A 17,694-nucleotide genomic window follows, 5' to 3' on the forward strand; every position below is an offset into this window, starting at 1 on the left:
AACGATTACTTTATCCGCACCACGGACCCGGCCCATATGGCTGTGGTTGAAGCCATCCTCCAGCGCATCTACGATGCCGGCGACATCTATTTCAGCGAATACGAGGGCCTTTACTGCTTTGGATGCGAACGCTTCTACACCGAAAGAGAGCTCGTCGACGGCTGCTGCCCGGACCACCAGACACCGCCGGAAACCATCAAGGAATCCAACTATTTTTTCAAGATGAGCCGGTATCAACCATGGTTGATCGACCACATCAATCAACATCCCGACTTTATTCGTCCCGAACGGTACCGCAACGAAGTACTGGCGTTTTTGCGCGAACCACTGGAAGACTTGTGCATTTCGCGGCCGAAATCCCGTATCAAGTGGGGTATCAATCTACCGTTTGACGCCGACTACGTTACTTATGTGTGGTTCGACGCCCTGCTCAACTATGTGTCGGCGCTGGGCTACCCGGATGGGGAATTGTACCAAACCTATTGGCCCGTGGCCCAGCACATCGTGGCCAAGGATATCCTCAAGCCCCACGGTATCTATTGGCCGATCATGCTCAAAGCGGCCGGGATACCCGTATACCAGCACCTGAATGTCCACGGCTACTGGAACGTGGACCAAAGCAAGATGTCCAAAAGCATCGGCAATGTGGTGGACCCCCTCGCGATGAAAGATGTCTATGGTCTGGACGCCTTCCGTTTTTTTCTCATGCGGGACATGGCTTTCGGCCTGGACTCCAACTTCAATGAAGAGGCGCTGGTCCAACGAATCAACGCCGACCTGGCCAATGACCTGGGCAATCTTTTTTCCCGGGTGCTCTCCATGGCCCACAAGTATTTCGGCGGCGTAATCCCCGAGCCGGACCCGGACGTGGAAAAGGAAATGGACCTCGGGCTGGAAAACCATTCCCGGGTCGCCATCGATGCCTATACAGCCAGCATGGGTGAGTTTGCATTCCACAAGGGACTGTCAGCGGTTTGGGAGTTCATCACTCACATGAACAAGTATGTGGACGTCACCGCCCCGTGGGTGCTGGCCAAAAACAAAGCCGCCCGAAAACAGCTGGAAACGGTAATCTACAATCTGCTGGAAGGGCTTCGCATCATCTCCGGCCTGATCTATCCGGTGATGCCCGACACCGCCGTCAACATGCAAATACACTTGGGATTTAAGGGCGATGATGATTTTTACAAGCTGGACCGGCTCACCACATGGACAGGGGTGAAGCCCGGGGTCAAACTGAGAAAATCCATATCCCTGTTCCCCCGCATCGACCTGGAAAAAAACCAACCCCTACCCACGGAAAAGGCCCCAACCCCAATTATGGACAAACCCATTAAACCGGAAATCACCATCGAGGATTTTGCCAAGATAGATCTGCGTGTGGCCACCGTCGTGTCTGCGCAGGCAGTCCCCCGGGCCAAAAAGCTGATTCAACTGGAGGTGGACCTGGGCGAAACGCGAACCATCGTCTCCGGCATCGCCGGCAGCTACGCCCCGGAGGACCTGGTGGGCAAACAGGTCATTGTTGTAGCCAACCTCAAGCCAGCCAAGCTCATGGGTGTGGTGTCCAAAGGCATGCTCCTTGCTGCAACGGACAAGGACGACATCATCGTAGCAACACTGGATCATTTGGTCACGCCCGGAACGCCGTTAAGCTGACCGTCACCGGAGGGTTAATTTTTTAATATGACCCGTTTTTTCAAACGTCATAGGCAGTCGTCACCCCAGCCCAGCTGGAAAGTCTATCAGGAAAGCATGAGGCGTCAGTACTTCCCCACCCGACGCGCCCGGTTGGACCGCGGCAGGCCGTGGTTTGTCGTGGGGCTGTTGATCCTGGCCCTTGCAGGTATCGGGTGGGTTTTCACCGCCGGCATCAACACGGAAACGGATGCGGCCGTCGCCGATTCAATCCCGGCTCAGAAGACGGAAAAAACCCCGGAACTGATTGAGAAAGCAGATGTCAATATCCTGTTGGGCAAAACCCGTCTGATCAACCTGGCGGCCAATCCGATAGAGGTGACATTCGACGGCCGCCCCTACCAGGTAAGCACCAGCCTGGATCTGGAGCTTCAGGAATATCTTCTCAAGCGCATGGACCGGGTCAATTCACGCTACATCGGCATCGTGGCCATGGCTCCGGACACGGGCCGAATCCTGGCCATGGCAGGCTTCAACAAGATCGACCCCGACCGGGATCCATGCCGCATGGCCGAATATCCGGCAGCCAGCCTCTTCAAGATCGTAACGGCGGCGGCAGCGGTTGAGGAAAAGGGGTATAAGGCCGGGTCCCGGTTCAAATTCAACGGTTACAAACACACCCTTTACAAGCGTCAGTTGACGGACAAGACCAACCGTTACACCAATTCTATTTCCCTGCGGGATTCATTTGCCCAGTCCGTCAATCCGGTGTTTGGAAAGATCGGCGCCCTGGTTCTTGACCGTGAAACGCTGGAAGCTTACGGAGATGCCTTCGCTTTCAACCGTCAGGTGGATTTCGAACTCCACTGGCCCACCAGCCAACTTGCCGTAAAAGACGAGTCCTACCACCGGGCGGAAATTGCCAGCGGATTCAACCGCCAGACCACCCTCTCCCCCCTCCATGCGGCGGTGATCGTATCGGCGGTGGTCAACGGCGGCAAGCCGGTTGAACCGACCCTGGTGGACCGGATCACCAGTGACGACGGCAAGACCGTTTATCACACCGAGCCTCAATTTTTGACGGCGGCGGTATCTCCGGAAACCGCAGACGTTCTTAACCAGCTCATGATCGCCACCGTGACTTCAGGCACGGCGAGAAAAATATTTCGCGGACACAGCCGCAGCAAGGTGCTGTCGCGGCTGGAACTGGGAGGGAAAACCGGCTCGATCTACAACCGGGCCCATGATGCCCGCTTCGACTGGTTCGTGGGATTTGCCACGGAAAAAAAGGGGCCAGAAAAGATGGTGGTTGCGGTGATGGTGGCCCATGAGGATTATATCGGCACCCGCGCCGGACAATATGCCCGCATGGCCATCGAACATTATTTCAAGGACTATTTTGCCAAAAAAGCCCAGTCGGGGAAGGATTCCCGCGGATAAGGAGGCATGCATGCCCGGATTCGAGGTATTCGGCGACGAAGAACGCAAACAGGTCAACGATGTGTTGGAAACAGGGGTCCTGTTCCGCTATGGATTCGAAGGGGCCCGCAAGGGTCACTGGAAAGCCAAAACCTTCGAAGCCGAACTGGCCCGGCGAGTGGGCGTCGAATACGCCCATCTGTGCGCCAGCGGCACGGCAGCCCTGTCCACGGCCATGGCTGCCTGCGGCGTCGGCGCCGGTGACGAGGTGATCGTGCCCCCCTTCACCTTCGTGGCCACCATCGAGTCGGTGCTCATGGCCGGGGCGGTTCCCGTGTTTGCCGATATCGACGAAACACTGTGTCTCTCGCCGGAAGGACTGGCATCGGCGCTGACCCCGGCCACCAAAGCCGTCGTTCCCGTTCACATGTGCGGAGCCATGGCCCGCATCGACGAAATCAAGGAGATCTGCGATAAAAAAGGGCTGGTGCTTCTGGAGGACGCTTGCCAGAGCCTGGGAGCCACATACAACGGCAAAGCACTGGGCAGCTTCGGTAAGGCCGGCTGTTTTTCATTTGATCCGGTGAAAACCATCACCTGCGGTGAAGGTGGCGCCATCGTCACCAACGACAGAAAGGTCTATGTCGCCGCCGATGCCTATGCCGACCACGGACATGACCACCTTGGCAACGACCGGGGAGCCGAAGACCACCTGATCATCGGCGCCAATCACCGGATCAGCGAACTCAACGCCGCTGTGGGGGTGGCCCAGTTGAGAAAACTGGACTGGATTCTGGACGTCCAGCGGCGCAATAAAGCCGCCATCAAATCGGCCATGGCAGCAATCCCCGGGATCGAATTCCGCCAGCTGCCCGACCCCGACGGCGATTCGGCAACCTTCCTCTCTTTTTTCATGCCCGACCTGAAAACCGCCAGGCAGGCGGTCAAGGCGCTGGCCGCGGCTGGTGTAGACGGCTGCTTCCACTGGTATGACAACAAATGGCACTACATTCGGAAATGGAACCATTTCCACACCATGCGGGTCGCGGCCCGCCTGCCCGTCCAGACGCTGTCCAATAGCCCGGACTTCAGCAGTATCGCCATGCCCGGGTCCGACGCCATCATGCAACGGGCGATCTCCATGCAGATCAAGCTGGGATGGACGCCGGAACAGCTGGACCAGCGGATCCAGGCAACGGTAACGGCGTTGAAGACCTTTAAATAGGCGTTCGACGGTTCAAGCGTTCTGGGTTCAGAGGTCAAGGAGCCCGATTTCATAAAAATGAAGGACAGCACGTTGACGAAAAGACCGTAAGCCTGAACCTCTGAACGTTGAACCGTCGAATCCTAAACGACTATTGTTCTCCTGGCTTAAGGAAACGAAAGCCTAACCAAAAAGGATATACACATGTTTCGCAATTTTAAAATGGTCTCCAAGGTAGTCTATGGTCGGGGCTGCACCGCACAGCTGGGGGATATCCTCAACGAACAGCGCCGGAGCAGTAAATCGGTGATGATCTTTCTGGTAGACGATGTGTTTAAAGCCGGCACGATAGACAATCGTCTTCCCGTCCATACCGACGATCTGATCGTATGGGTCAATGTGGACGATGAACCCAAAACCAGCTATGTGGACCAGCTCACCACGCAGGTCAAAAAACACATGGTCGACAAACAGGACCACCACCCTTCGGGAGTGATCGGTATCGGCGGCGGCAGCACCATGGATCTGGCCAAAGCCGTTTCCCTCATGCTCACCAACGCCGGCTCTTCAGCCGACTACCAGGGATGGGACCTGATAAAAAAGCCGGCCGTTTACCACGCCGCCGTGCCGACCCTTTCCGGCACCGGCGCCGAGGTGTCCCGCACCACGGTGCTCACCGGCCCCCAGAAAAAGCTGGGCATCAATTCCGATCACACCGTGTTCGACCAGATCGTCCTGGACCCTGAGATGATCGCCAATGCCCCCAACCCGCAACGATTCTACACCGGCATGGACTGCTACATCCACTGTGTGGAATCGCTGGAGGGTACGTATCTCAACAACTTCTCACAGGCCTACGGTGAAAAAGCCATGGATCTGTGCCGCGAGGTGTTTCTGACCGATACCGAGGATGCCGACGACAAACTGATGATGGCTTCTTACTGCGGCGGCATGAGCATCGCCTATTCCCAGGTGGGCATCTGTCACGCCCTATCATATGGCCTCTCTTTCGTGCTGGGCCTGCACCACGGCATCGGCAACTGCGTGGCCTTCGACTATTTGGAAGACTACTATCCCGCCGGGGTAAGAGAATTCCGACTGATGATGGAACGCCAGGGCATCGATCTGCCGCGAAAATTAACGGCCAGTGTCACCGACGCACAGATGAAAACCATGGTAGACGTGGCCCTGGTTCTGGAACCCTTGTGGGAGAATGCCCTGGGCAAGGATTGGAAAACCCTCATGACACGGGAAAAAATTCAGCAGCTCTATTTGAACATGTGAACCAAAAAGGAACAATATGAATCGAGTTCGTTTCGCCACTGCGGCCAGAGGCGCCATCCGTTTTACATCGGTTCTGCAGCGCAGAATCCGCATTCAAATGGCGCGACTGGCAACGATCCATTGGGGTCGCCATCCGGCAACGGTGGCCGGACCGGCGGTGATTCTCTTCCCTTGTACGCCCAGCCGGCTGTGCTGCGGCCTTGCCGGTATCATCGCCTTCAAGGGAAAAACGGACCGCAGCCTTCCGATTGACCTTGACGCGTTGGCAGCGCTCGTCGACCGTGCCGAGACGGATACGAATGAACTGCCGCCTCGACAAGCAGAGGCCGTCACCGGTGGTACTCCGGCTGATCAGGCCTCGCTGGACAACCTGTTGACAAAAATCCGGGCCCTCAAGCAGGAGGGACCGTTTCTCACCCTGTTTAAAGATCCGACCGCTCAGAAAACGGTTGCCGATCTGTCCGTTCGACTGTCGACCCTTCTGCAACGGGAGCAGGCACGACTGGCCGAAGCGGCGGGCAGCCTGGAAACCCATGTGGTGGATGCCATCGCCACGCGCATCGAAGCTCTCAAAGACCTGTGCTGGTGCCTGGACGTGGAACTGGCCGGCAACATGGAACGCATCCGGTCGCTGATGACCGGCAGCGCAGACCCCGGGCCCGACAGCCGCATCACCGTCATGCGACAAATCAACGCCGTGCTCAACAGCATCGACCGGCTCGAAGTCCGGGGCCGGGATTCGGCGGGAATTTCTATTTTGTTCATCATGACGGCCGAGGCCTTTGAAGCCGTTTCGGCCGCATTGGATCGTAAAGGCCTCACCACGGATTTCGAGCACCGCATGGATCGGGACGTGCTGAGAAACAGCAGTATCAGCCTGAATCGATCGACCGCCGACGACGGGCAGTCGATTGTCGCCCTGACGGCAGTCTATAAAATAGCCGCCGAAATCGGCAGCCTGGGAGACAATATTCGCTTCCTGCGCCAGCAGATTCAACAGGATGAGATCCTGCAGCTGATCGCCGCCGCACCCCACCGCTTTCACACCGTCTCGTCGCATACACGCTGGGCATCGGTGGGCGCGATTACCGAACCCAACTGCCACCCGGTGGACAGTACCGTGACCGGCGCCACCTTGAAGGACCGTCCCATCATCCACGCCTGCCTCAACGGCGACATCGACAATTACCTGGAACTCAAAGCGGCCAGGGAAGCATCCGGTGGCACCATTCCCGAACCCATCACCACGGACACCAAAATCATTCCGCTGCAAATCGAACATTACCTGCAATCCGGCGTCGATGTGGCCGAGGCCTTCCGTCTGGCGGTGGGTGATTTCCAAGGATCCCACGCCATCTCCATGCACACCGACCTGGCCCCCGGAAAATTCTTCCTGGCCCAAAAGGGCAGCGGCCAGGCTGTTTTCGTCGGCCTGGCCGAAGACCACTATATGCCGGCGTCCGAGGTTTATGGTTTCATCGAGGAGACATCGCACTTCCTAAAGATGAACGGTGAACAGGTGGTCAAAGGAAAGAAGGGCAACACCCAGGGCCAGATCTTCATCCTGGATCAGCAATCCCCCGGGGGGCTGGCCGGCATTACGGCCATGTACTACGATGGCAGCCCCGTCACGCTAACTGGCGACGATGTCAAGCACACGGGAATCACCTCCAGAGATATCGACCGACAGAACTTTCCCCACTACTTTTTAAAGGAGATCTCCGAAGCGCCCCAATCGGTGGAACGCACCCTGCTCAATCGCTGGAAGATTGTCGATGACGGCAGCGGCCGCCATTACCTCATTCAATTCGACCAACGGTCCTTTCCCCGTTCGCTGGAGGCGGCCTTGGCGGAAGATCGAATCCGGCGAGTCTTTTTCGTGGGACAGGGCACCGCGGGTATCGCCGCCCAGGCCTGCGCCGATATCCTGAAGTCCTATCTGGCCGATCCCACCGTCCAGTTGCGCGCGCTAAAGTCCTCGGAGCTCAGCGGATTCGAATTGAACGAGGCGGACGGCGCCACCAGCATGGCCGACGCCCTGGTGGTGGCCCTCAGCCAGTCGGGAACCACCACCGACACCAACCGAACCGTTGACATGGTCAAGGCCCGGGGGGCACACACCCTGGCCATCGTGAACCGCCGGGACTCGGACATCACCTTCAAGGTGGACGGGGTATTGTATACCTCCAGCGGCCGGGATATCGAAATGAGTGTGGCCTCCACCAAGGCTTTTTACTCACAGATCGTCGCCGGTGCCCTGCTGGGCCTGAAAGTAGCCAGCATCAAGGGACGACGGTCCAAGGAGTTTATCTCGGACCAGATCGCCGAATTGCTGCGGATCCCCGATCATATGCGCACGGTTCTGGCCATGGAAAAACCCATCCAGGCATCGGCCCGGCGTCTGGCGGCCACCAAAACTTACTGGGCGGCCGTGGGCAGCGGTCCCAACAAGTCCTCGGCCGACGAGATCCGCATCAAGCTCAGCGAATTGTGCTACAAGACGATCTCCTCGGATTTTGTGGAGGACAAGAAGCATATCGACCTCTCCTCCGAACCCCTGATCATCGTTTGCGCCGCCGGGTCCAAGGGCACGGTCATCGGGGACATCATCAAAGACACCGCCATCTTCAAAGCCCACAAGGCCGCCCCGGTGGTTATCGCCGACGAGGGTGAGGAGCGGTTCGGCCCCTATGCCGAAGATGTCTTTCACGTTCCCCAGGTGAGCCCCCAGCTTGCCCCTATTCTCAACACCCTGGTGGGTCACCTCTGGGGCTACCACGCCGCCCTGGCGATCCATGATGGGTCCCGGTTCCTCCACGACATCCGGGAATCCATCACCCAGACCCTCGACGATCTTGCCGAACAGGGCCTGGACATCTATGAGGTGGTCCTTGAAAAGACCTTTCGTGAAAAGATCGCCGAGTTTTACCTGGCCTTTCGTAAGCGGCGCAAGGCCAGGCAATTTCCAGCGGCCATCACCCATGCGTCGGATTTGACGCTGCTGTTCAAATATCTGTCGGGCCGGCTGCCGCTGTCCGATTTCGAGATGGATTTCGGGCTCAAGGGCACAGCTAAAAATATATTCGACACCTTGTTCCGCGTGCTGGGCGAGTCGATCAACCTCATGTCCCGCCCGGTGGACGCCATCAAGCATCAGGCCAAAACCGTCACCGTGGGCACCAGCCGCATCAGCGAACGGGTAGAGGGCATCCTGTTCGACACCCTGGTCGATCACGACCTGGACATCTCGCAGGTCGTCAACCGCAACGTCATCGTCATGAAAAATATCCAGGGCGTGATCGACCATGTCAAGGGCAGCATCCTTTACCGCATCGATGGCTTGGGCCTGCTGGGCGACCCCACGGATCGGGCCTCGATTACCATACTGAAAAAAACGGGCATCCTCGCCCAGCTGCCCTCCCGGGTGGAGAAGGATCCCGTACTGAAAGGCACCAAACGCATCATCGTGGGTCAAGGCAACGTCTACATCGGCAAGGGCAGAAAAGACGGGCGCAGCATCGTGGTGATACCGGCCACGTCCAATGACCCCACGGACGGCAGCCGCATCCGTTTTCTGCTGCTGCTGAATATCGGGTTTAAAGAATCGATCCCTCGGGAGAAGAAAATCAAGGCCCTGGGTGGTAAATACGATCACATCAAGAACATCGTCCAGGAAAACAGCGTCTCCTGGGCCGACGCCTACCTGGACGAAGTGGCCGTTGACGACCTGTTCGGCCAATCGGCGGAAAAGCTGGCCGAAGCGATGGTGGCGCGCCACAGCTGAAGCCAGCGCCGGAAAACTGAAATGGGAGGATGGATTACTTGCCCAGCAGTCGCACCAACTCGCTGAACGCTCGTGGTTTATGGAATCTCGGCAGACAGCGAAAGATTTCGTCGACGGTGGTGATACCCAGGGCGGCTTTATGGAAACCGTCTTCGAACAATGTCACCAATCCTGTCGATTCCTTGCAGATTCGACGGATCTGGTGACTGGTCTTGCCCTCGATGAGCCCATCTCTGACCAGATCGTTGAGTACCAGCACCTCGAAGGCTGCCACGCGCTTGTGGTAGCCCGTGTACCGGCAGTGGCTGCATCCCTGCCCCTTGGAAAAGGCGGCCCCCGCCATCTGGCTCAATTCGCATCCGATGCGCCTCAGGTCTATGGGGGTGAGTTCGTAGGGGTGTGCACAATGGACGCATACCCGACGCAGCAGCCGTTGCGCCACCACACAAGACACCGTAGAAGCGGTCAGAAAGCCATCGATGTCCATGCTAAAGAGCCGCAACAGTCCACTGATGCTGTCTTCGGCATGAAATGTAGAGAGCACCTTATGACCGGTCAGCGCCGCCTGTACGGCTGCTCCAGCCGAAAAGGCGTCCCTGATTTCGCCGATGACGATGACGTCAGGGTCTTGCCGCGCCATATGCTCGATGGAGTCCTCGATGGAGAGGTTGATCTTCGTATTGATGGCGCATTGGCCGATACCGTCGATAACGTATTCCACCGGGTCCTCAGCCGTGATGATGCTGACATCCATGGTGTTCAGGTGGTTGATGCAGCTGTATAGGGTCGTGGTCCTTCCAGATCCGGTAGGGCCGGTGACCAAGACGATTCCTCCGGGGCGATCGAGGGCGCCCTCTTGAAAGCGATGCATCACCCGCTTGAACATGCCGACATCCCCAAGTCGCGATAGCTTGGTCTGGCGCTTTAGAAGCCGCATGACGATCTTCTCACCCCTTACGGTGGCGTAGAAGGAAATCCTGATGTCCCGTTGATGGCCGCCGTGATCGAAGCGAATCCGGCCGCCGTGGTGACAACGCCTGTCTTTGATGTCGCTTCGGCACAACACCTGGAGCCGCTTGGATAGCGCCCGGGCAATACTCAGGGGGTAATCCTTGTGCAGGGTCAAAACGCCGTCCACTCGGAATCGGACGCGCAGCCGGTCGACCATCGGATCGATATGGATGTCGCTGACATCCGTCGCTTCGATGGCATTGACAATGATGGTATTCACCATGTTCGCTACCGATTCACCCGTTTCCACAGCCATTCGTGTGCCGGCCTTTTTGTCCTTCTCGAGATGCGCGATGGCCCCATTGATGGACAGTCTAGTGGTGATGGCCGGGATGACCGGCATGCCCATGGCCTCGGATGCCGCGTCAATATCCCGTGGATCCATAGGATCGGCAAAGGCCACGATGATCTTCTCATCTTCAAGCCGGATCGGAAAAAAACTGTGGGCCTGGTATTGGGAGATGGAGCCGCGCGTTAACAGGTCAGGGTCGATTTTCTGAACGTCGGGCTCGATAAATGGAAACCCGAGCAGCAGGGAAAGCTCGGCGATCAATTTGCGCTCTTCAATCACATTATGCGCAACCAGAACTTCGCCCAGCTTGCGCATGGGCGTCTCCTTCTTTTGCAGCTCGAGGACCAGATCCAAATCCCGGTTGGTAATCAGGCCCAATTCCACCAAAAAATCACCGATGTGGATGGAAAGGGGATTCTCCTTGAGCGCTCTACGAAGCTGACCCTCCGTAAGGTAGTTCAGTTCCTTGATGATCTCGAGCAGGGGTTTTTCGGTTCGCAGCTTGGACTGGACGCGGCTTGCGTATTGAACTTGGGTATGGGTAAGCAGACCGAGGTCTGTCAGGAGCGCAATTATTTTGCCGTAGTTCGATATTTTTTGCTCATTTTTCAATGTCGGCTTGCCTTTTACCGCTCGCTTCACGGTGCCAATGGTTTCGGTTCTGGTGTTTGTACCCATGCTGAGCACCTATTTTAGATTCAATCCGTTGTTGACCGCCGGCTTCCAGAAAATACCCCATCAATGGTGTTCTTATCAAAAAAGGCATGATTTATACAAATCTATTGTTCGCCGAAAGCATTTCAAAGGCACCTCAGGGAAATCTTGCTTGACCACCGCAACCAAAAGTTTTAGTTAACGCGATGGGGTTTCCACATGGTTCTCCTGCTTTCATAATTGGCGTGCCGTCACACCGAAAACCCGATACATGCACCCCTTGATGCCTGCCAGACCACTGCTGACTGGGGTCTGGCCATTGATCGCACGAATGAATGTCTTAAAGGTGCCCGATGGCTGCAGAAGGAACACAACGGAAATTGACAGCGGTCTTAAGTGCAGATGTCAAAGGCTACAGTACGCTCATGGGGGAGGATGAGGAACATACGGTCAACACCATTACCGCCTACAGGAAAATCTTCACCGCGGTGGTTGAAAAAAACCAGGGGCGCATCGTCGATTCCCCAGGCGACAATATCCTGGCCGACTTTAACAGCGCCCTGAATGCCGTCAACAGTGCCCTTGAAATCCAGGGAACCCTGGGTACGCGAAATGCTGGACTCCCAGAAAACCGGCGGATGTTTTTCCGTATTGGAATAAACCTGGGGGACATTATCCATAAGGACGGCCGTATTTATGGTGAAGGGGTTAACATCGCCGCACGGATTGAAAGCCTTGCCGACCCAGGCGGCATCAGCATTTCCGGCGACGTTTACAACCAGGTGAAAAATAAAGTGGGCCACGGTTTTGAATACATGGGGGCGCACACGGTAAAAAACATTGCAGAACCGGTCCGGATCTACCGCATTGCCCTGAAGGGTGAAACCCCGGGCAATATCGTCGAAGCGCCGGCAGCTGAAGCGACTTCGTTTCTTGAAGCCTTCAAATCTTACCTGACCAGCAAAAAGGCCGTATTGCCTGCCTTCGATGCCACCGGCCTCAAAATTCAGCAGGAGGCATCCAAAACCGATCCGGACACGGACGCAATCGAAAAAATGATTACCTGTGATCCGTCACTGACCAGTCATGTCTTACGCATCGCCAACTCCGCCTTCTACAAGGGGATCAAACAGGTTTCTACGGTGCGGGCGGCTATCGTCCGGTTGGGCAGCCGAGAAGTTGCCAACATTGCCATCCTGGTGACACAAAAAAGGACGTTCCAGTCCAAAGACCCTTACATCAATAAAATGATGCAGAACCTATGGCGCCATTCGGTGGGATGCGCAGTCAGTGCGCAGTGGGTCGCCAATCGTTCTGGATTGCCAGCCAAGTCACAAGAGGCGTTCACGGCCGGCTTGCTTCACGACATTGGCAAACTGCTCATTTTAACGACCACCGATGAGATAAAACGCGCTGGCGCCATCAAGCAGCACCCTTCCGGCGATCTGCTTGAAGAAGTGATGGATAACTACCATACCGTTTACGGCTATGCACTGCTTCGAACCTGGAACCTGCCAGACCACTATTGCAGCATTGCCCGTGACCACCACAAGGCTGACCTGAAAAAGAATGACGATCTGATGATGATGGTCAGGCTGGCAAACAAAACGACCAACAGCATGGGCATCGGTCTTAAAGGGGTTGAGCCGTGTGTCCTTGTGGTTACGCCTGAAGCCGATTATTTTGAATTCTCTGAGGTCGATATGGCCGAACTTGAAATCAAGTTGGAGAATTCAAAAGTATTTTCATGATGCTGCCATCCGATCTCAGATCTTCCCGATCACGTCGCACAGCAAGCGCACCCCAAAACCAGTACCGCCAGCCCCGCAGTAATCCGACGCCTTTTTGGCCCAGGCCGGCCCGGCAATGTCGATGTGCGCCCAGCGGGTGTCGCCGACAAACTCGGAGAGAAACAGCGCCGCGGTAATGGCGCCGCCCCAGCGGCCGCTGCTGACGTTGTTCAAGTCGGCAAAATCGTTTTTAAGCAATTCCTTGTAGTCCTCGGGCAGGGGCAGTTGCCAGCAACGTTCATGGGTTCTTTCACCAGCCGCGACGATGGCCTCAGCCAGCTGCTGATCTTTGGAGAATACGCCGGCGATTTTCTCACCCAGGGCGACGACGCAGGCCCCGGTGAGGGTTGCCAGATCGATCAGCGTGTCCGGCCGGTATTGCTTGATAGCCCAGGCCATGGCGTCTATGAGAATCAACCGCCCTTCGGCGTCGGTGTTGCCGATTTCAATGGTCTTACCCGCATAGGACCGGATGATATCCCCTGGCCGGATGGCTGTCCCCGATGGCATGTTTTCCACGATAGGCATGACTCCCACCACCTTGACGTCCGGTTTAAGGTGGGCCACGGCCAGCATGGCACCGGCGACGGCGGCGGCCCCGGACATGTCCATTTTCATGGTTTCGATACTGCCTGAAGGCTTCAGGTTGATCCCGCCCGAATCGAAGGTGACCCCCTTGCCGACCAGCACAATCGTCTTTTTTGGCGCTTTGGGTGAATATTCCATGACCACCAGACGGGGTTTGGCGCTGCTGCCCTGCCCCACCGCCAACATGGCGCCGAATTGCTGCTTTTCCAACCACTGGTCGTCCATGATGCGGGTCTTCAACCCCGTCGCACGGGCGGCGTTGCGGATCATGTCGGCAAAGGCTTCCGGCCGCTTGTCGTTGGATGGGGTGGTCACCCACTCCCTGGCCTTTAGACTGGCGCCGCAAACGGCCGCCACGGAGTTGACCAGGCTGGAATATGCCTTTTTCTGGGCGGCAGTGGCCATAAGCACCACCTTTTTGACCGGTATTTTCTCTTTTTCCTTCTTGTACCGATCGAAGATGTGATTACCCAGACAGGCCCCCTCCATCAGCGATCCGAAAAGGGTTTCGGCATTGATGGTCAGATCCGTGGCAGACGGCGTAGCAAGCGTCATGGCAGACAGGCCTGCATTGATGCAAAACTTCACCGCGTTTCCCGAAAATGCTCTGAAAGATTCGCCGTTCAACGTTTCGGCTTTGCCGAGCCCGAAAAAGACAGCGCGGGCAATGCGGGTTTCAGCAGGTTGGAACAAGGTGATTACCTCACCCTTTTTCCCCTTGAACTCTGCGAATGCCTTTGCACCACCGACGAGTGAGGTCAACAACTTGTCGGTATGGATGTCGCGATCTTCGCATACGGGCACCACCAGGGTGTCCACCTTGACGCGTTTTAAATTGACGGCTTTGACTTCGAGCATGCATGGCCTCTTTGCAGCCCGCCTTTCCTGTAGGACGGGGCAGGCATTGAATCGCCCTGATGGGACGGGCGGTTATTCCATAATCAACGACATTATCGACGTATGGTGACCCTTTTCATGATAACGGGATCTTTGGGCTTGTCCATGGGCCCCGTGGCAACGGCGCCGATTTTCATCACGATGTCAAGCCCTTCGGTCACCTTGCCAAACACCGAATGGCGGTCGTTTAGATGGGGCGTGGGAGCCAGGGTCACGAAGAACTGACTGCCATTGGTGCCCGGTCCGGCATTGGCCATGGACAGTACACCGGCGCCATCGTGCCTGAGCGTGGGGTCAAACTCATCTTTGAACTGGTAGCCCGGACCGCCGGTGCCGTTGCCGAAGGGGCAGCCACCCTGGATAACGAATCCTTGAATGACCCGATGAAAGCCCAGGCCATCATAATAGTTCCCCCCCCTGGCCGTCTCCTGCCGGCCTTCGACCAGGTTGATGAAATTCCACACCGTCTCGGGGCACTCTTTGGCGTACAGCTCTGCCTCGAAAGTGCCCATATTGGTTTCGAATACAGCCGTGGCCCGATCGATTTTTTCTTTGTAGCTCTCCTTCTGGTTCGACATCGATTTCTCCTTGTGCAATAAATGAAAAAACACGCCTTGGGGGGCGTGGGGCAGATTGCTTCGCAATGCGGACAATATAGGAGCATCCACCTATGGTGTCAATGATAGACGGAAGTCAGGGGACAGAAGGCTGAGGACACAATACCCATCGGCGGCCACCGTCTTCAGTCGCTCATCATCGGCCATCAAACCTCGTCCTCGGACCTTCCGTCAGTAGTTCCAGTTCCCGGTCGTATTGGTCGATGACTGATGACCAGGCATGCCGTGCCATCATGTCGGCCAGCACCGGCCGATGCACGGTATAGCGTTCCGGGTGGCGCAACATGTCGGCCAGTTTTACCACCAGGTCATCATCGTCACGATACATGAAGGCGCCGTAAAACTCTTTGGGAAGGATCTCCGGGTAGGATAGCCGGTGCGGCAGAAGCGGCAGGCAGCCCTGGCGCATGGCCTCAACCATGGCGATGCCGAAATTCTCCTGGATGGCAGTGCTCACGGCGACGAAACCCTTTCTGAGCCAGTCCATATACTCGCCCTTGGATTGCGCAAACCCGTATTGAACGATCTTGTCGCCAAAGCGGAATTTCGCCTCGAGAAACGCCTTTGGTTCCGACTGATAATTCTCACCCAAAAGGGCCAGTCTGAAATCAATCCCCATTCGGTCGACCCGGTCAAGGGCGTCAAAGAATGCCTCCGGATTCTTGTCAAACTCCCAGCGGTGGTTCCAGACGACCAGCGGCGGCCCCGGATGCAACGGCGCAAGATCCAGCGAGGCATCATCAAAGCGGCATCCCGGGTGAAGAACGCGGGCTTTATTCCGGATGGCATCAACGGCCCACCGGGGTTTGAACTCCGGCATCTGGCCGATAAATCCTGGAAGCATGGAAAAGAATTGATCGAAATGAAAACGTGAATTGAACAGAACCCGATCCGCACAAAGGGCCGTCGTGATGTCGGTGAAACCGAATTGCAGGTCCATCTGCTCACCGGGGGCCAGCGGATAAGTGAGCTGGTTTTCGTGGAAATAAACCATCGTCGGGGGGCGGTGTTCTCCGCAAAGCGCCATGAAATCAGCCAGGCTCATCAGTCCGGTGGTGATGATTCCGTCAAACGACGCCAAGTCGCCGATGGTTTGAACAAAATGAAGCGCCGCACCGCGCATGCGCCATTTCCAGAATCGCGCCGGCAACGTCGCTAATTGAATGTCATGGCGGGAATGGGCCGCAAGGCCTTTTGCAAAATCTCGATGGGAACCGCCGTAAAAGGGTTCCAGAAAGAGAAAACGCATCTGCTGCCCCACTTAACCCATCTTCTCTGCAGCAACCAGTCGATGGAGTTCCTCGAAGGGGATCTCCTCCACGCGGGCACTGCCCAACGCGTCGAGAAATACAAAATGAATTCGACCCCCTTCACGCTTTTTGTCCTTTCGCATCGCCGCAAGCATGGATTGGGCGTCCACCGGTGGTCGAACGGGCAACCCGTAGCTCTCGACGATCCGTTCGAGGCGCCTCGCATCCGTGGGAGCCAGCAGTCCTTTTTGTACGGACAAGGTGGCGGCCAGCACCATGCCGATACCCACGGCCTCGCCGTGAGGGATGCCGGTTAGTTTTTCTATGGCGTGACCGAAGGTGTGCCCGAAGTTCAGCTTGCGCCGTTCCCCTTGCTCCCGTTCGTCACGCGTGACCACCCCGGCCTTGATCTCCACCGACCGATAAACCAGATGCTCGACGATGGCGCTGTCCACATCCAGGGCGGCATCGCGCTGATTTTCTAAAAAATCCAACATGCGGCCATCCGCGATGGCACCGTGCTTGATAATCTCCGCAAAGCCGCACTGGATCTCCCGAGAGGGCAGGGTTTTGAGCAGCATCATGTCGCAGACGACGAACTCGGGTTGATTGAAGACCCCCACCATATTCTTGTACCCACCGAAGTTCACGCCATTTTTGCCCCCTACGCTGGCATCGACCTGGGACAGCAACGTGGTAGAAACAAAGCCAAAGGGTAGGCCCCGCATGTAGGTAGAGGCGACGAATCCGGCGATGTCGCAGACAATGCCGCCGCCGATGCCCAGGATGAAAGAGGATCGGTCCGCCTCCATCTCCACCAGTTGAGTGAAAATGGTCGCTACCGTCTCCAGGGTTTTGATCTGCTCACCCGTATCGATAGCAATGACCGGGCAGGCGGGAAACTGTTTTTGGTAAAGCCTGGCAACCGTGCTGTCGGTAATGATCACGGTGGGTCGCCCGTCTAGGTAGGGTTTCAGGTTGTCAATCGACTCCCCGACCAGAATCATAGAGGAACCGGAGGCCGCTCGAACCAGCAATTTTTTCATAACCTCACCACCGTTAGATGTATTCAGGGTCGCAGGCGACCCCGGACGTGGCCACGGGCGCAATTCATTTCGATCGATAGCATGTCTCATATCACAGTCAAATCAGATGGAAAAGCCAAACCCGAAAGCCGTTGACAAACCCATGCGCCCTGCCCCTTCAGCTGAAAAACCACCGGTAAACCGGTTGTCAGTAGGGTCTTGTCGTGTTTTTTGCAGCGGC

11 protein-coding genes are annotated in these 17,694 nt (G+C 56.6%); 6 read left to right on the forward strand and 5 right to left on the reverse strand.

The window, feature by feature from the left end; all coding sequences use genetic code 11:
* The 5 genes from metG to ABYV26_RS02930 all read left to right on the forward strand — a co-directional run.
* Positions 1–1,659: methionine--tRNA ligase (gene metG, locus ABYV26_RS02910; RefSeq protein ID WP_372677998.1), on the forward strand; the 1,659-nt coding region annotated here is incomplete at its 5' end.
* A 96-nt stretch (positions 1,660–1,755) separates the two neighbouring features.
* A complete protein-coding gene (locus ABYV26_RS02915) occupies positions 1,756–3,078 on the forward strand; it encodes a penicillin-binding transpeptidase domain-containing protein (RefSeq protein ID WP_372678000.1) in 1,323 nt (440 codons plus the stop codon).
* A gap of 10 nt (positions 3,079–3,088) precedes the next feature.
* Complete coding sequence (locus tag ABYV26_RS02920; protein ID WP_372678002.1) at positions 3,089–4,282, forward strand: DegT/DnrJ/EryC1/StrS family aminotransferase; 1,194 nt, start codon at positions 3,089–3,091, stop codon at positions 4,280–4,282.
* 183 nt (positions 4,283–4,465) lie between these two features.
* A complete protein-coding gene (locus tag ABYV26_RS02925) occupies positions 4,466–5,545 on the forward strand; it encodes an iron-containing alcohol dehydrogenase family protein (RefSeq protein WP_372678004.1) in 1,080 nt (359 codons plus the stop codon).
* Positions 5,546–5,561: 16 nt separating this feature from the next.
* Positions 5,562–9,329: an SIS domain-containing protein gene (locus tag ABYV26_RS02930; RefSeq protein WP_372678006.1), complete on the forward strand. Its 3,768-nt coding sequence runs from the start codon at positions 5,562–5,564 to the stop codon at positions 9,327–9,329.
* 34 nt (positions 9,330–9,363) lie between these two features.
* Here the strand turns inward: ABYV26_RS02930 and ABYV26_RS02935 are convergent, their stop codons facing one another.
* Positions 9,364–11,310, reverse strand: a complete 1,947-nt coding sequence (locus ABYV26_RS02935; protein ID WP_372678008.1) for a GspE/PulE family protein — start codon at positions 11,308–11,310, stop codon at positions 9,364–9,366.
* A 356-nt stretch (positions 11,311–11,666) separates the two neighbouring features.
* Between ABYV26_RS02935 and ABYV26_RS02940 the strand changes: the two genes are divergently transcribed.
* Positions 11,667–13,037 carry an HDOD domain-containing protein gene (locus ABYV26_RS02940; RefSeq protein WP_372678010.1) on the forward strand — a complete coding sequence of 457 codons (1,371 nt, stop codon included), beginning with the start codon at positions 11,667–11,669 and terminating at the stop codon, positions 13,035–13,037.
* A gap of 15 nt (positions 13,038–13,052) precedes the next feature.
* Here ABYV26_RS02940 and ABYV26_RS02945 read toward each other — a convergent pair whose 3' ends face one another.
* The 4 genes from ABYV26_RS02945 to aroB form a co-directional block, all read right to left on the reverse strand.
* Positions 13,053–14,522 (reverse strand): leucyl aminopeptidase, encoded by a 1,470-nt coding sequence (locus tag ABYV26_RS02945; RefSeq protein WP_372678012.1) that lies wholly within the window; start codon positions 14,520–14,522, stop codon positions 13,053–13,055.
* Between the two features lie 92 nt (positions 14,523–14,614).
* Positions 14,615–15,139 carry a peptidylprolyl isomerase gene (locus ABYV26_RS02950; RefSeq protein WP_372678013.1) on the reverse strand — a complete coding sequence of 175 codons (525 nt, stop codon included), beginning with the start codon at positions 15,137–15,139 and terminating at the stop codon, positions 14,615–14,617.
* Between the two features lie 175 nt (positions 15,140–15,314).
* Positions 15,315–16,439 (reverse strand): DUF3524 domain-containing protein, encoded by a 1,125-nt coding sequence (locus tag ABYV26_RS02955; protein WP_372678015.1) that lies wholly within the window; start codon positions 16,437–16,439, stop codon positions 15,315–15,317.
* A complete protein-coding gene (gene aroB, locus ABYV26_RS02960; RefSeq protein ID WP_372678017.1) occupies positions 16,440–17,474 on the reverse strand; it encodes a 3-dehydroquinate synthase in 1,035 nt (344 codons plus the stop codon).
* Positions 17,475–17,694 lie beyond the last annotated feature (220 nt).

Source organism: Desulfosarcina sp., from assembly GCF_041551955.1.
In the GTDB taxonomy this organism is placed as follows: domain Bacteria; phylum Desulfobacterota; class Desulfobacteria; order Desulfobacterales; family Desulfosarcinaceae; genus Desulfosarcina.

Excerpts from the sequence above, each read along its gene's own strand:
- ABYV26_RS02915 (WP_372678000.1), top strand. The coding sequence starts at position 1,756 with ATGAGGCGTCAGTACTTCCCCACCCGACGCGCCCGGTTGGACCGCGGC.
- ABYV26_RS02920 (WP_372678002.1), top strand. The coding sequence starts at position 3,089 with ATGCCCGGATTCGAGGTATTCGGCGACGAAGAACGCAAACAGGTCAAC.
- ABYV26_RS02925 (WP_372678004.1), top strand. The coding sequence starts at position 4,466 with ATGTTTCGCAATTTTAAAATGGTCTCCAAGGTAGTCTATGGTCGGGGC.
- ABYV26_RS02930 (WP_372678006.1), top strand. The coding sequence starts at position 5,562 with ATGAATCGAGTTCGTTTCGCCACTGCGGCCAGAGGCGCCATCCGTTTT.
- ABYV26_RS02935 (WP_372678008.1), bottom strand. The coding sequence starts at position 11,310 with ATGGGTACAAACACCAGAACCGAAACCATTGGCACCGTGAAGCGAGCG.
- ABYV26_RS02945 (WP_372678012.1), bottom strand. The coding sequence starts at position 14,522 with ATGCTCGAAGTCAAAGCCGTCAATTTAAAACGCGTCAAGGTGGACACC.
- ABYV26_RS02950 (WP_372678013.1), bottom strand. The coding sequence starts at position 15,139 with ATGTCGAACCAGAAGGAGAGCTACAAAGAAAAAATCGATCGGGCCACG.
- aroB (WP_372678017.1), bottom strand. The coding sequence starts at position 17,474 with ATGAAAAAATTGCTGGTTCGAGCGGCCTCCGGTTCCTCTATGATTCTG.